Below are 15087 nucleotides of genomic sequence, written 5' to 3'. Positions count from 1 at the left end.
GTGGCAGACGATTTTGCAGCAGATGGCGCGTTAGCGCAGGCAATTCCGGGTTTTAAACCGCGTGCGGCCCAGCATGAGATGGCACAGGCGGTCACGGCAGCGGTAACGCACGGCGGTGAGCTGGTGGTGGAGGCGGGCACCGGAACCGGTAAAACCTACGCCTATCTGGCGCCTGCACTGCGCGCAAAAAAGAAAGTCATTGTCTCTACCGGCTCCAAAGCGCTGCAGGATCAGCTCTACAATCGCGATTTGCCCACCATTGCCCGGGCGCTCAAATTCAGCGGAAAAACTGCGCTGCTGAAAGGCCGCTCTAACTATCTTTGTCTCGAACGTATGGAGCAGCAAAACCAGAGCGGCGGCGATCTTACCGTACAGGCGCTGGGCGATCTTATCCACGTGCGCAGCTGGTCATCGGAAACCAAAGATGGCGATATCAGCAACTGCGCCGGTGTCGCTGAAGATAGCCCTGTCTGGCCTTACGTCACCAGCACCAATGACAACTGTCTTGGCAGCGACTGCCCGCTCTATAAAGAGTGTTTTGTCGTAAAAGCGCGTAAAAAAGCGATGGATGCTGACGTTGTGGTGGTCAACCATCATCTGTTTCTGGCTGACCTGGTGGTCAAAGAGGGCGGGTTTGGCGAGCTGATCCCGGAAGCGGACGTAATGATCTTCGATGAGGCACATCAGCTGCCCGACATCGCCAGCCAGTACTTTGGCCAGCAGCTCTCCAGCCGTCAGCTGCAGGATCTCGCCAAAGATATCATTCTTGCCTATCGCACCGAGGTGCGTGATGTGCAGCAGCTGCAGAAATCTGCCGATCGTCTGGCGCAGTGTGCGCAGGATTTTCGCCTGACGCTTGGCGAACCCGGCTTTCGCGGTAATCTGCGCGATCTGCTCAGTGATAACAACGTCATGCGCATGTTTACTCTGCTGGATGATGCGCTGGAACTCTGTTACGACGTCATTAAACTCTCCCTGGGACGCTCAGCGCTGCTTGACGCGGCCTTTGAGCGCGCGGCGCTCTATCGCACCCGCCTGAAGCGTTTACGTGCCATCAGCGAACCCGGTTTCAGCTACTGGTATGAATGTACCAGCCGGCATTTTACGCTGGCGCTGACGCCGCTTTCAGTTGCGGAGCGCTTTCGCGAAGTGATGGATACGCGTAAAGCGGCCTGGGTGTTTACGTCCGCCACGCTGGCGGTGAATGAACAGGTCGGGCATTTCGCCAGTCGGCTCGGGGTTGAGCAGGCGCAGACGCTGATCCTCGACAGTCCGTTTGACTACGCCCGGCAGGCGCTCCTGTGCGTGCCGCGCAACATGCCGGAGCCGAATGCGCCTGGCGGGGCCCGGCAGCTGGCGCGGATGATGAAGCCGCTGATTGATGCCAATAAAGGACGCTGCTTTTTTCTCTGCACCTCACACAAGATGATGCGTGAGCTGGCGGCCGAGTTTCGTGCATCAATGACTCTGCCGGTGCTGCTGCAGGGCGAGACCAGCAAAGGGCAGCTGCTGAAGCAGTTCCTGGAGGCGGGTAATGCGCTGCTGGTTGCCACCAGCAGCTTCTGGGAAGGTGTCGACGTGCGCGGCGATGCCCTGTCGCTGGTCATTATTGATAAACTGCCGTTTACCTCGCCAGACGATCCGCTGCTGAAGGCGCGCATGGAGGATTGCCGGCTGCGCGGCGGCGATCCGTTCAGTGATGTGCAGCTGCCGGATGCAGTAATCACCCTCAAACAGGGGGTGGGGCGTTTGATCCGCGACACCGCCGATCGCGGCGTACTGGTGATTTGCGATCAGCGTCTGGTCTCCCGCCCCTACGGCGAACTCTTTCTCAACAGCCTGCCACCCACGCCGCGGACCCGCGATCTGGCGCGTGCGATCGACTTTGTCCGGCAGGCTGAGGAACACTAATTTATGCCGCTTTGTGATAAGATGCGCGCCATTTTGATTCTCTGAGGTTGTTATGTCCGCCCGAATTTTAGCACTGGACACGGCGACAGAAGCCTGTTCTGCCGCGCTGCTGAATCAGCAGCAGATCGATGCCCGTTTTGAAATTGCTCCGCGCGATCACACGCAGCGCATTCTGCCGCTGGTGCAGTCGCTGCTGCAGGCGCAGCAGCTGGACCTGACCGCGCTGGATGCGCTGGCGTTTGGGCGCGGGCCGGGCAGTTTTACCGGCGTTCGCATTGGTATTGGCATTGCGCAGGGGCTGGCGCTGGGCGCAAACTTACCCATGATTGGCGTCTCTTCGCTGGCAACGATGGCGCAGGGGGCCTGGCGGCTGACCGGTGCCACTCGTGTGCTGGTGGCGATTGATGCACGCATGGGTGAAGTCTACTGGGCTGAATATCAGCGCGATGATGCGGGTCACTGGCACGGCGCCGACAGCGAAGCGGTGCTGAAGCCTGAGGCTGCTGCTGCCCGCATCGCGGCGCTGAGCGGCGAGTGGGCGACCGCAGGCACCGGCTGGCAGGCATGGCCTGAGCTGATGACCACGCCGGGCGCAACGCTACTGGCCACCCCGGTTACGCTGCCCGCGGCTGAAGATATGATGCCGCTGGCGCTGCAGGCGTGGCAGCGAGGCGACACCGTAGCGGTGGAGCATGCAGAGCCGGTTTATCTGCGCAACGAAGTGGCGTGGAAAAAGTTGCCCGGACGCTGAGCCGCCACGCAACTTATTTTTGCACCTCCAGTCTAAATTAAAAATTACAGGAGATGTGCTTATGCCAGGTTATCGTGCTGGAATCGCTGGTGGCGTACTGGCGTGTGTATTGCTGCTGAGCGGCTGCGTCAGCGTACCCGATTCTATTAAAGGAAGCTCGGCGCTTCCGCAGCAGGATTTATTGCGCGTGATGAATGCTCCTCAGCTCTATACCGGGCAGGAGTCACGCTTTGGCGGTAAAGTGGTTCGCGTTACAAACCTCAACGGACTGACGCGGCTGGAGATAGCCACGCAGCCGCTGGATGAGAGCGCACGGCCCCGGCTGGGGGCTGCCTCAATCGGACGGATATATGCCGATCTCAAAGGATTTGTCGATCCGGTTGATGTGAATAACCAATATGTTACGGTGCTGGGTACCATCAAAGGCACCGAAAAAGGTGAAATTGGCAAGGCCAGTTATAACTTTGTTGTGATTGATGTGCGCGGCTATCAGCGCTGGCATCTGACTCAGCAGGTAATGACGCCGCCGCAGCCAATCGATCCCTGGATCGGATATGGCCCGACGCGGCATCATCCGGGTTACTGGGGGCCAAACCCTTACTGGGGGATGAACCTGGGGGGGCCGGCTCAGGTACAGACTATTCTGACCGAGTAGCCGCCACATACTTTTCCGGCCCGGTTGCGGTGCACGCAGCCGGGCTTTTTTATTGGGCGCGTAACCGGCGCGCGAAATTTAGTGATGGGCTTCGCAACCTGAAAATGCCGTAACCGGCAAACTGGTACAATCAGTTAAAGTATTGTTAATAACACTGATTGCAGAGGCGGCGATGGCTACGCAACAAGAATATCGGGGTGACTCTTTGACCAAAGTTTGGCTGAAACGCTATCCGCCAGATGTGCCAGCAGAAATAAATGCCGACCGTTATCCCTCTCTGGTCGATCTCTTTGAACATGCGGTGTTGCACTATGCCGACAACGTTGCCTTTATCAATATGGGGCAGCCGCTGACCTATCGCCAGCTCGACGCGCAGAGCCGCGACTTTGCCGCCTGGCTGCAGCAGGGGCTGGGACTGCAGCAGGGCGATCGCGTGGCGCTGATGATGCCTAATCTGCTGCAGTATCCGGTGGCGCTGTTTGGCGTACTGCGTGCCGGTATGGTGGTGGTAAATGTTAACCCGCTCTATACCCCGCGCGAGCTGAAACATCAGCTCAATGACAGCGGTGCCAGCGCCATTGTTATCGTTTCCAATTTTGCTCACACGCTGGAAAAAGTTGTGGCAGAGACGGCGGTAAAGCACGTGATGCTGACGCGGATGGGCGATCACCTGGCACCGGTCAAAGCGACGCTGGTGAACTTTGTGGTCAAATATGTCAAAAAGCTGGTGCCGAAATACCATTTGCCCGGAGCTGTACCGCTGCGGCATGCGCTGCAGCAGGGCGCACGCATGGCTTATCAGCGTCCGGCGCTCAGCAATGACGATCTGGCATTTCTGCAGTATACCGGGGGCACCACCGGCGTCGCCAAAGGCGCGATGCTCACCCATGGCAACATGCAGGCAAACCTGGAGCAGACAAAAGCCACCTACGGCAAACTGCTGCGCGCCGGGCAGGAGCAGGTGGTAACGGCGCTGCCGCTCTACCATATTTTTGCGCTGACGGTTAACTGTCTGCTGTTCCTCGATCTGGGCGGCACTAATCTGCTGATTACCAATCCGCGCGACATACCCGGATTCGTTAAAGAGCTGGCTAAGTTTCCTTTTACCGCCATTACCGGCGTAAACACGCTGTTCAATGCGCTGCTGAATGATGAAAACTTTAATAAACTCGATTTCTCCACACTGCGGCTCTCCGCTGGCGGAGGCATGTCGGTTCAGAAAGCGGTAGCGGAGCGCTGGGAAAAGCTTACCGGGCATTACCTGCTTGAAGGCTACGGCCTCACCGAATGCTCCCCGCTGGTATCGGTTAACCCTTACGATATTACCTGCCATACCGGCAGTATCGGCCTGCCGGTGCCCTCTACTGATATCCGGGTTATTGACGATCAGGATAATGATGTGACGCCGGGTGAGCCGGGTGAGCTCTGTATCCGCGGCCCGCAGGTGATGGCGGGCTACTGGCAGCGTCCTGATGCCACGCTGGAAGTGCTGAAAAATGGCTGGCTGCATACCGGCGATATTGTTACCGTGGACAGTGAAGGGTTTATCCGGATTGTCGATCGTAAAAAAGATATGATTCTGGTATCCGGCTTCAACGTCTATCCTAACGAAATTGAAGATGTGCTGATGCAGCATCCAAAAATTCGTGAAGCTGCAGCGATTGGCGTGCCAAGCGAACTCTCGGGTGAAGCGGTGAAGGTCTGTATCGTTAAAAAGGATCCCGGGCTGACTAAAGAAGAGGTGCTGGATCACTGCCGTCGTCAGCTGACCGGCTACAAGGTGCCGAAAATTATCGAGTTTCGTGAAGAGCTGCCAAAGACAAACGTGGGCAAAATTTTACGCCGCGAACTGCGCGATGAGGCGAAGCGGGAAGGGCAGTAGTGTCGCCATGCTTCCCCAGGTTAACGCCGGCTACGACCGGCGTTTTTATTGTTTTTAACATGGAGCGCTGCGCGGGGTTTGCGCAGCGGGAATAAATACGTGAATTACACCCTGATCGACCAAGACCACCAGCTGGCTGACGTGTGCCGCCTGGCTCGCCAGCATGATGCTGTTGCTCTGGATACTGAATTTGTACGTACCCGGACCTACTATCCTCAGCTCGGGCTGATTCAGCTGTTTGATGGCGAACAGCTGGTTCTGATCGATCCACTGCCGATTGGTGACTGGACGCCGTTTATCGCCCTGCTGCAGGATACGCAGGTGACTAAATTCCTGCACGCCGGAGGCGAAGATCTGGAAGTCTTTCTGCATCGCTTTGGTTGCCTGCCGCAGCCGATGATCGATACGCAGATTCTGGCCGCCTTTTCCGGCCAGCCGCTCTCCTGGGGATTTGCAGCGATGGTTAATCACTTTAACCAGATTGAACTGGATAAAAGTGAGGCCCGCACCGACTGGCTTGCGCGCCCGCTGACCGAGCGTCAGTGCCAGTATGCCGCAGCGGATGTCGCCTACCTGCTGCCTATTGCCCGTGAGCTGATGGCGCAGACTGAAGCCGCCGGCAACATGAAGGCCGCCCTGAGCGAGTGCGACATGCTGTGTCAGCGCCGGCTCGATATATTGCAGCCTGAAGAGGCGTGGCGCGATATTACCAACGCCTGGCAGCTGCGTCCGCGCCAGCTGGCCGCACTGCAGCGCCTGGCGGCCTGGCGCCTGAAGGTCGCGCGTCAGAAAGATATGGCGGTTAATTTTGTGGTACGTGAAGAAAATTTGTGGAAGGTCGCTCGCTATCTGCCCGGCAGCCTCGGTGAACTGGATCACCTTGGACTCAACGGCCATGAAATCCGTTTTCACGGTAAAGCGATGATTGATCAGGTCGCTGAGGCGCAGGCACAGGATGAGGCAACGCTACCGGCACCGCTGCCCAATCTTATTGAGCATCCGCACTATAAGCAGGTCTTTAAAGCGATTAAAGCGCTGGTACAGCAGGTAAGCGAAGAAACGGGATATGGTCAGGAACTGCTGGCTTCACGCCGTCAGATTAATCAGGTTCTCAGCGTGTTCTGGGGGCTGAAATCAGCAAACCGTCCACCCGAACTGCTGAACGGCTGGCGTGGCGAGCTGCTGAAGCCGGGAATCGACAAGATTCTGCAGGCACTTTAAGCGCGCTGTTTTCCCCTGCGCTATTACGCAGGGGAAACGCTGCGATCCGCTACACTCATTTCGGCGCGTCTTCCGTTTCCGGCAGCGTCACGTTCAGCTCCAGAATCGAAATATCGTCGCCTTTCTGATCGAGCTGTACTGTCACCATATCGGGATCGATTTTGACATATTTGCAGATCACTTCCAGGATATCGCGTTTAAGCTGAGGCAAATAGTGGGGCTCACTGTCGCCCCTCCTGCGTTCAGCAACGATGATCTGCAGCCGCTCCTTGGCTATATTGGCTGTGCTCTTTTTACGGGATAAAAAGAAATCGAGTAAGGCCATTGGTTATCCCCCGAACAGGCGTTTCAGGAAACCCTTCTTCTCTTCTTCAATAAAGCGGAAGGGGCGTTCTTCGCCAAGCAGGCGTTCTACGGTATCAGCATAAGCTTTACCGGCGTCAGAATTGATGTCGAGGATCACCGGTTCGCCCTGGTTTGAGGCGCGCAGCACAGACTGATCTTCCGGAATAACACCGACCAGCGGAATACGCAGGATTTCCAGCACATCTTCCATGCTGAGCATATCGCCACGGGTCACACGGCCTGGGTTGTAACGGGTCAGCAGCAGATGCTCTTTGACCGGGTCCTGGCTGTTTTCAGCACGGCGCGATTTAGAGGAGATAATGCCCAGAATACGGTCAGAGTCGCGTACGGATGAGACTTCCGGGTTGGTTGTGATGATCGCTTCATCAGCGAAGTAAAGCGCCATCAGCGCGCCGGTTTCGATACCCGCCGGGGAGTCACAGACGATAAAATCGAACTCCATAGCGGCTAAATCGTTCAGCACTTTCTCTACGCCTTCGCGCGTCAGAGCGTCTTTATCACGCGTCTGCGATGCCGGCAGAATGTAGAGCTGCTCGGTGCGTTTATCGCGGATCAGCGCCTGATTCAGGGTGGCATCACCCTGAATAACATTCACAAAGTCATACACGACGCGACGTTCACAGCCCATAATCAAATCGAGATTACGCAGACCGATATCGAAGTCGATAACAACGGTTTTTTTGCCCTTTTGCGCTAACCCTGTCGCGATGGCCGCGCTTGACGTGGTCTTGCCAACGCCCCCTTTGCCCGATGTTACTACAATAATGCGTGCCATAAATGTTGATTTCCTTAACGAAAGAAAAGGGGCCTAATTAAGTGTCTGGATGGTAAGCGCGCCCTCTTTCAGACAGAGGCGCGCCGCTTTACCAAAAAATTCCGCCGGAATCTGATCCATGATCCAGTACTCACCGGCGATTGAGACCAGCTCAGCGGCAAGGTGAGTACAAAAAATCTGGCAGTCACGATCGCCACTGGCGCCTGCCAGCGCCCGGCCGCGCATCATGCCGTAAATATGTATATTGCCATCGGCAACCAGTTCTGCTCCGGCGCTAACGCTGCTGGTCACAATCAGGTCGGCGTTACGGGCATAAATCTGCTGACCGGAACGCACTGGCGTATTCACCACGCGCGTTTTGTTGATGCTCTCGGTAACAACAGCGGGTGCAGCAGCTTCTTCCGCAGGCGGCGCTTCAGCCGTTTTGCGGTTCTCTTTGCCTTCAGAGAGCACCGGTAAGCCCGCGCGGGCCACCATTTTTTTCTGGGCGTCATCTTTGCAACCGCTGACGCCAACGATACGCAGTCCGGTGGCGCTGATCGCCTGCTGCATCTGCTTCCAGTTAATATCTCCGGATAGCGCTGAGATGTTCAGGACGACCGGAGCGTTCTGTAAAAAGGCCGGCGCCTGATCGATCTTCTCCTGCAGCGCCTGACGAATCACATCGGGTTGTGAATGGTGCAGATGAACAACTGACAGGGTAAAACTGCTTCCCTTGAATTCGATTGGCGATTGCGGCATCTGTCCTGGCTCAGTCCTGTTTTTTTGACCCGGAGATGAACGTCGATAAAATCGCCATTAACATCATCGGGTCAATATTCGAAGTTCTGCAAGCATGTTATAGTTACTGTAATATTCAGGCAAGTGACGCTAACAGTTAATTCGAGTAAAAAATATGTTTTGTGTGATCTATAGAAGCCCGCAACGCGACCAGACTTATCTTTATGTAGAAAAAAAGGACGATTTCTCCCGCGTGCCGGAAGCGCTGCTTAAAGGTTTTGGCAAGCCGCAGTTAGCGATGGTGCTGTCGCTGGACAAGCGTGAGAGACTGGCCAACGCAGACATTGAAAAGGTAAAGCAGGGACTGCGCGAGCAGGGTTTTTATTTGCAGATCCCGCCGCCTGTAGAAAGTTTGCTCAACGTCCATCTTGAGCAGGGTAAAGAAGTTTAATTCAGATTCATCTGTAAAAAATATAGCCTGTAAATATATTCAGTGTTCAGTGATTAATTAATTGCCCATGTTCCATCCTGTCGTGGGCAATTAATATTTGTTTGCCCGCCGTCGTAAGAAAGATAAATCTCTTTTGACAATTTCTGTTACACCTGTCGCGATAACCGTTAATATTATCTTTACTGGCGCCCCGTTCCGGCCGCTACTCACAGAGCCTCTGTCATCCCGACAGAGCGCAGACATAACTCAGGCAGGTGAAAAATATGTATCAGCATCGTAACTGGCAGGGTGCTCTGCTGGATTTTCCGGTCAGCAAAGTGGTATGCGTAGGCAGTAATTATGCAAAACATATTAAAGAAATGGGAAGCGCAACGCCGGATGAGCCGGTGCTGTTTATCAAACCTGAGACAGCCTTATGCGATTTGCGGCAGCCGCTCTCTATCCCGACCGCGTTAGGCGACGTACATCATGAAGTGGAACTCGCTGTCCTGATCGGCGCCACGTTAAAGCAGGCCAGCGAAGAGCATGTGGCAAAAGCGATTGCGGGTTACGGCGTAGCGCTGGACCTTACGCTGCGCGATCTGCAGGCGGGGTTCAAAAAAGCGGGTCAGCCCTGGGAGCGCGCGAAAGGGTTCGACAACGCCTGTCCGCTTTCCGGCTTTATTCCGGTCGGTGAGTACACGGGCGATCCGCAAAACAGCGAGCTGCAGCTGGTGGTGAATGGAGAGCGGCGTCAGCATGGTTCTACGTCCGATATGATCCACAAAATCAAGCCGCTCATCGCCTATATGAGCCAGTTTTTTACGCTGCGCGCGGGCGATGTGATCCTGACCGGCACGCCAGAGGGCGTAGGCCCGCTGCGCTCAGGGGATAAACTTGAGATATCGCTGGCGGGTCACGGTATCAGCACGCGCGTGCTGTAATACTTGCATCACCGCATCTTAACCTTTATAAGGTGCGGTTTTGCTGAACAACCCGGACCGCAATGATGAGTGACCAACCTTTCTGGCAGACCAAACGTCTGGAACAAATGGACGACGCTGAGTGGGAATCGCTGTGTGACGGCTGCGGACAGTGCTGTCTGAATAAGCTGCAGGACGCCGATACGGATGAGATCTATTTCACCAATGTCGCCTGCAACCAGCTGAATATTAAAACCTGCCAGTGCCGCAACTACGAACGCCGGTTTGAGTATGAAGAAGATTGTATCAAGCTCACGCGTGAAAACCTCACAACCTTTAACTGGCTGCCGCGCACCTGCGCCTACCGGCTGCTTGGCGAAGGCAAAGCGCTGCCCGCCTGGCATCCGCTGCTGGCGGGATCAAAAAAAGCGATGCATGCCCAGCGGATCTCGGTGCGCTACATCGCTGTACGCGAAAGTGAAGTACGCGACTGGGAAGATCACATTATTGACCGACCCGATCGGAATGGCTGATTCTGCGTCCCTCAGCGGCCAAACAGGTTGCGCTGACGCGGCCTGAATATCTGAGCGACAAGTACCACTATCGCCACCAGCAGGTAGGCGGCAAAAATGGCGATCATCCACTGCGGCATGCTCCAGCCGAGGAGCGTCCAGCCGCGCTCAGCGCAGTCGCCGCTGGCAACAAATACCGCGGGCAGCCATTTGTCCAGCGGCAGCCATGCCGGAAAGCGTGCGGCAAAGTCGCAGGTGACAAACGGGTTAGGGTGCAGCTGCAGCATGGTATGCTCCCAGGATAAGCGCAAGCCCTCAGCGGCGCTGTAGATCCAAATGGCCAGGCTGGCCCAGCGCAGCGGAGTCTGCGGCGCAATAGCGCCCACCACGCCTGCCGCCATTACGCCAAACAGCGCACACCGCTCGTAGATACACATCACGCAGGGCTTAAGCCCCATACCGTGCTGGAAGAACAGCGCCACCAGCTCCAGCGCCAGCGCGGTCAATGCCAGCAGCAGCCAGGCGCCACGCCCGCGCGAGCAGAGATTCAGATATCGCAACATAGTGGATTTCCCTTAGCTATCAGTGCCTGGCAGTGTAAACCAAAAGCCTGACGCTGCCAGCCTGCAATCAGGAATTCAGCGATAAAAATGACGCAGATCGTTTATGTGGCAGGTTGTCTGACCCGATAGCCACTTGCCCGGCCCGGGCCAGGTGAAAGCATTCAGCCCGCATGCTGAAATTTGCGCCAGGCCATGCTTTTAATCCGCCGGCAGACTATTTCCGCTATAGCCCCTCTGGTATGATGAGTGTAATGACGATTAAGAACGCAATGAGAACGTAACGCTATGGTTATCAAGGCGCAGAGCCCTGCAGGATTCGCAGAAGAGTACATAATTGAGAGTATCTGGAACAGTCGTTTCCCCCCCGGGTCGATTCTGCCTGCTGAACGTGAATTGTCTGAACTGATTGGCGTTACCCGCACCACCCTGCGCGAAGTGCTGCAGCGTCTGGCGCGTGATGGCTGGCTCACTATTCAGCACGGCAAGCCGACGCGCGTAAATGATTTCTGGGAAACCTCAGGTCTCAACATCCTTGAGACGCTGGCCCGGCTCGATCACGACAGCGTGCCGCAGCTGATTGATAATTTGCTCTCAGTACGCAGCAACATCGCCTCTATTTTTATCAGCCGTGCGCTGCGTCACCATCCGGAAAAAGCCCGCGAAGTGCTGGAGAGCGCGCTGCATGAGCAGGATCAGGCTGATGCCTATGCTGAGCTTGATTACCGGGTATTCCGCGGTCTGGCGTTTGCTTCCGGTAATCCGATTTACGGTCTGATCCTCAACGGACTGAAAGGGCTCTATACGCGGGTCGGACGCCACTATTTCTCTGATTCCGAAGCGCGCGAGCTGGCACGCAGCTTTTATCAGCAGCTGGCGGATATGTGTTCGCAGCAGCCGACGCAGGAGCAGGTGGTTGAGTGCGTGCGGGTGTATGGACGCCGCAGCGGGGAGATCTGGCACAGTATGCAGAAAAATCTGCCGGACGATCTCGGTAACAAGCGCTAAAGAAAACCGGACTCTTCAGTCCGGTTTTTTTATGCTCAGAGTCCGGGCGCACGCGGCGGACATCGGTCGAGCAGTTCTATGCTGCCATCTTCGTTCTGCTGCTCCAGATGAATATCAAATCCCCAGAGCCGGTGAACATGTTTCAGCACATCGCGCCGGCTTTTATCCAGCGGCGCACGCTGCTGAGGAACATAGCGCAGCGTCAGCGAGCGGTCGCCGCGCAGATCTACGTTATAGACCTGAATATTGGGTTCCAGATTGCTGAGATTATACTGGGCAGAGAGCTGCTGGCGAATGGCGCGATAGCCAGCCTCATCATGAATCGCCGCAATTTCCAGATAGTTATTGCGATCGTCATCCATCACGGTGAACAGACGGAAATCGCGCATCACTTTCGGCGACAGGAACTGGCTGATAAAGCTCTCATCTTTAAACTCGCGCATCGCAAAATGCAGCGTTTTAAGCCAGTCGGAGCCGGCAATATCAGGGAACCAGTGGCGATCTTCTTCTGTCGGCGCCTGACAGATGCGTTTGATATCCTGGAACATAGCGAACCCCAGGGCATAGGGGTTAATACCGTTATACCACTGGCTGTTATAAGGCGGCTGATAGATAACGTTGGTATGACTGTGCAAAAACTCCATCATAAAGCGTTCTGATACTTTGCCCTCGTCATAGAGATGATTGAGGATCGTGTAGTGCCAGAAGGTTGCCCAGCCCTCATTCATCACCTGCGTCTGTTTCTGCGGATAGAAATACTGGCTTACTTTACGCACGATGCGCAGCACTTCGCGCTGCCACGGCTCCAGTAAAGGGGCATTTTTTTCCATAAAGTAGAGCAGATTCTCCTGCGGTTCAGAGGGATAGCGCGCGGCTTCTATGTGCGACGCCTCTTTCTCTTTACGCGGCAGCGTACGCCATAGCGTATTTACCTGACTCTGCAGATACTCTTCGCGGCTCTTTTGCCGCGCTTTCTCCTCCTGCAGTGAAATTTTCTGCGGGCGCTTATAGCGGTCAACGCCGTAGTTCATCAGGGCGTGGCAGGAGTCAACCAGACGCTCAACCTCTTCGACACCAAAGCGCTCCTCACAGTCGGCAATATAGTTACGGGCAAACAGCAGGTAATCGACGATTGAACTCGCATCCGTCCAGCTGCGGAACAGATAATTATTTTTAAAGAAAGAGTTGTGTCCGTAGCAGGCGTGGGCCATCACCAGCGCCTGCATGGTCATCGTATTCTCTTCCATCAGATAGGCGATACAGGGGTTAGAGTTGATGACGATCTCATAGGCGAGCCCCTGCTGCCCATGCTTATAGCGCTGCTCGGTTTCGATAAACTTTTTACCGAACGACCAGTGCGCATAATTGATCGGCATCCCCACGCTGGAGTAGGCATCCATCATCTGTTCGGAGGTAATAACTTCAATCTGATGCGGGTAGGTATCAAGCCCGTAGCTTTTCGCCACGCGGTCGATTTCAGCCAGGTAGACATCAAGCAGTTCAAATGTCCAGTCGGGCCCGTCACTGAGTCGTTTACTGCTGCGGGTTGGCTCGTCAAACATTGTCGTCATAGCGCACCTCTGTTTTGCAGGCGGCAGGAAGACCCTGCCACACGGGTGAAGGCTTCGTCCTGAGAAAGAGCGCCCAAAAACTGAGCGAACAGATCAAGGATAGTTCACTGTCTCGCATCCGATAACGGAACTCAAACGAATTCTTTTGGCAGAAAATCATCCGGATAGCGCGATTACACCATGCTATGAGATATTAATCCGGCTGCAAATCAAAATGCAGAATAATAAACTGGGAAAACCGCAGTCAGGCAGCAGCGGGTGATTCTGCTGAAAAAGGGAAAAAGCCCTGATTTTTTTCTGACAAAGCGCTCCGGTCAGCGCTTCAGAAGCTGTAAAACTCTGATCTTTGCTATCAGGAAGGATTTAAGTGTGCAGAATGTTAAAAAAGATGTGAAATAGCCGGGTCAATTCTAAGATAAACAGAGCAGCCTGATTATTCTGACTCAGGTGCTCATACCAGTTAATTATGCTTTTGTCTCGAGGGGCCTATGCGTGTCGTGATTCTGGGTAGTGGGGTGGTGGGAGTGGCAAGTGCCTGGTATCTGGCGCAGGCCGGACATGAGGTTACCGTCATCGATCGACAGCCTGACGCCGCGCTGGAAACCAGTGCCGGTAACGCCGGTCAGATCTCGCCTGGCTATGCGGCGCCGTGGGCCGCGCCTGGCGTGCCGCTGAAAGCGATTAAATGGATGTTTCAGCGCCACGCACCGCTGGCGATGCGGCCAGACGGCAGCCGGTTTCAGCTTGAGTGGATGTGGCAGATGCTGCGTAACTGCGATATGCGCCACTATCAGGAAAACAAAGCCCGCATGGTACGTATCGCTGAATACAGTCGCGACTGCCTGAAAACGCTGCGGGCGGAAACCGGAATTGCCTATGAAGAGCGGCAGGGCGGAACGCTGCAGCTGTTTCGTACTCAGCAGCAGTTCGACAGCGCCAGTAAAGATATCGCCGTGTTGAAAGAGGCGGGCGTGCCCTATGAGCTGCTGCAGGCTCATGAGCTGCAGCGTGCCGAGCCGGCGCTGGCAGCTACCGCGCACAAGCTGACCGGTGGCCTGCGGTTGCCTAATGATGAAACCGGTGATTGTCAGCTCTTTACCCAACGCCTGGCAGAAATGGCTATGGCGGCAGGCGTCACGTTTCGCTTCAATACGCCGGTTGATCGGTTACTGCGTGAAGGCAACCGCATCTATGGTGTGAAGTGCGGAGATGAAGTGATTAAAGCGGATGCTTACGTCGTGGCATTTGGCTCCTATTCGACCGCGCTGCTGAAAGATATCCTCGCCATTCCGGTTTATCCGCTGAAAGGCTATTCGCTGACTATTCCGGTAAAAGATGCTGACGCTGCGCCACGCTCTACGATCCTTGATGAGACCTATAAAGTCGCTGTGACCCGCTTTGATAACCGTATCCGGGTAGGCGGCATGGCTGAAATTGTTGGTTTTAACACCAAACTGTTGCCGGCACGGCGGGAAACGCTGGAGATGGTGGTGCGCGATCTCTATCCTGAAGGCGGGTTTATCGAACAGGCCTCTTTCTGGACGGGGCTGCGTCCGATGACGCCAGACGGTACGCCAATTGTGGGACGTACCCCGCTGACAAATCTCTATCTCAATACCGGACACGGTACGCTGGGATGGACCATGGCCTGTGGTTCCGGCCAGCTACTGGCTGATATTGTATCGGGTCAGAAACCCGCGATTGCCGCAGACGATCTCTCTGTATTGCGCTATCTGCCGGGTTTTGTCTCGCACGCATCGCCTTTACGCCGCGCGGATATCGCACGCTAACACTCACGGAGA

Annotated in this window: 15 protein-coding genes; 10 read left to right on the top strand and 5 right to left on the bottom strand. The window is 55.4% G+C overall.

What is annotated here, in order from left to right; genetic code table 11:
* The 5 genes from F3J39_RS05255 (at position 1) to rnd (ending at position 6420) form a co-directional block, all read left to right on the top strand.
* The gene (locus F3J39_RS05255) at positions 1-1911 is read left to right on the top strand and encodes an ATP-dependent DNA helicase (RefSeq protein WP_039384744.1); all 1911 of its coding nucleotides are present in this window, start codon (positions 1-3) and stop codon (positions 1909-1911) included.
* 52 nt (positions 1912-1963) lie between these two features.
* The gene (gene tsaB, locus F3J39_RS05250) at positions 1964-2662 is read left to right on the top strand and encodes a tRNA (adenosine(37)-N6)-threonylcarbamoyltransferase complex dimerization subunit type 1 TsaB (protein ID WP_166713886.1); all 699 of its coding nucleotides are present in this window, start codon (positions 1964-1966) and stop codon (positions 2660-2662) included.
* Positions 2663-2723: 61 nt separating this feature from the next.
* Complete coding sequence (locus F3J39_RS05245; RefSeq protein ID WP_071668868.1) at positions 2724-3317, top strand: Slp family lipoprotein; 594 nt, start codon at positions 2724-2726, stop codon at positions 3315-3317.
* 205 nt (positions 3318-3522) lie between these two features.
* The gene (gene fadD / locus F3J39_RS05240; protein ID WP_139239674.1) at positions 3523-5199 is read left to right on the top strand and encodes a long-chain-fatty-acid--CoA ligase FadD; all 1677 of its coding nucleotides are present in this window, start codon (positions 3523-3525) and stop codon (positions 5197-5199) included.
* 99 nt (positions 5200-5298) lie between these two features.
* A complete protein-coding gene (rnd, locus tag F3J39_RS05235) occupies positions 5299-6420 on the top strand; it encodes a ribonuclease D (protein WP_071668922.1) in 1122 nt (373 codons plus the stop codon).
* Positions 6421-6475: 55 nt separating this feature from the next.
* On the opposite strand, the gene minE is transcribed toward rnd, so the two are convergent.
* Genes minE through minC form a run of 3 tightly spaced genes read right to left on the bottom strand, consistent with a single transcriptional unit; the run spans position 6476 to position 8302 of the window.
* Positions 6476-6745: a cell division topological specificity factor MinE gene (gene minE / locus F3J39_RS05230; protein WP_039384731.1), complete on the bottom strand. Its 270-nt coding sequence runs from the start codon at positions 6743-6745 to the stop codon at positions 6476-6478.
* Between the two features lie 3 nt (positions 6746-6748).
* Positions 6749-7561, bottom strand: a complete 813-nt coding sequence (gene minD, locus F3J39_RS05225) for a septum site-determining protein MinD (protein ID WP_039384727.1) — start codon at positions 7559-7561, stop codon at positions 6749-6751.
* Between the two features lie 33 nt (positions 7562-7594).
* Entirely contained in the window at positions 7595-8302 is a 708-nt protein-coding gene (minC, locus tag F3J39_RS05220; RefSeq protein WP_039384722.1) for a septum site-determining protein MinC, read from the bottom strand.
* Positions 8303-8456: 154 nt separating this feature from the next.
* On the opposite strand from minC, the gene F3J39_RS05215 reads away from it, so the two are divergent.
* From F3J39_RS05215 to F3J39_RS05205, 3 genes are all read left to right on the top strand, one after another.
* Positions 8457-8732 carry a YcgL domain-containing protein gene (locus F3J39_RS05215; protein WP_039384721.1) on the top strand — a complete coding sequence of 92 codons (276 nt, stop codon included), beginning with the start codon at positions 8457-8459 and terminating at the stop codon, positions 8730-8732.
* Between the two features lie 263 nt (positions 8733-8995).
* Positions 8996-9655 (top strand): fumarylacetoacetate hydrolase family protein, encoded by a 660-nt coding sequence (locus F3J39_RS05210; protein WP_039384719.1) that lies wholly within the window; start codon positions 8996-8998, stop codon positions 9653-9655.
* Between the two features lie 65 nt (positions 9656-9720).
* Positions 9721-10167 carry a YcgN family cysteine cluster protein gene (locus F3J39_RS05205; protein ID WP_039384718.1) on the top strand — a complete coding sequence of 149 codons (447 nt, stop codon included), beginning with the start codon at positions 9721-9723 and terminating at the stop codon, positions 10165-10167.
* 11 nt (positions 10168-10178) lie between these two features.
* Here F3J39_RS05205 and dsbB read toward each other — a convergent pair whose 3' ends face one another.
* Positions 10179-10709 carry a disulfide bond formation protein DsbB gene (dsbB, locus tag F3J39_RS05200; RefSeq protein WP_039384717.1) on the bottom strand — a complete coding sequence of 177 codons (531 nt, stop codon included), beginning with the start codon at positions 10707-10709 and terminating at the stop codon, positions 10179-10181.
* Positions 10710-10994: 285 nt separating this feature from the next.
* On the opposite strand from dsbB, the gene fadR reads away from it, so the two are divergent.
* On the top strand, positions 10995-11714 hold the full coding sequence (gene fadR / locus F3J39_RS05195; RefSeq protein WP_039384716.1) for a fatty acid metabolism transcriptional regulator FadR: 720 nt from the start codon (positions 10995-10997) through the stop codon (positions 11712-11714).
* Between the two features lie 35 nt (positions 11715-11749).
* Here the strand turns inward: fadR and F3J39_RS05190 are convergent, their stop codons facing one another.
* Positions 11750-13285 carry a SpoVR family protein gene (locus F3J39_RS05190; RefSeq protein ID WP_039384715.1) on the bottom strand — a complete coding sequence of 512 codons (1536 nt, stop codon included), beginning with the start codon at positions 13283-13285 and terminating at the stop codon, positions 11750-11752.
* Between the two features lie 488 nt (positions 13286-13773).
* Here F3J39_RS05190 and F3J39_RS05185 point away from each other — a divergent pair, with 488 nt between their 5' ends.
* Positions 13774-15075, top strand: coding sequence for a D-amino acid dehydrogenase (locus F3J39_RS05185; protein ID WP_166713885.1), 1302 nt, complete (start codon positions 13774-13776; stop codon positions 15073-15075).
* The last annotated feature ends 12 nt before the right edge of the window (positions 15076-15087 follow it).

Origin of the sequence: Pantoea sp. Acro-807 (assembly GCF_011752675.1) — a bacterium.
In the GTDB taxonomy this organism is placed as follows: Bacteria; Pseudomonadota; Gammaproteobacteria; order Enterobacterales; family Enterobacteriaceae; genus Pantoea; species Pantoea eucrina.
This window is presented reverse-complemented; position numbering and strand designations above follow the sequence as displayed.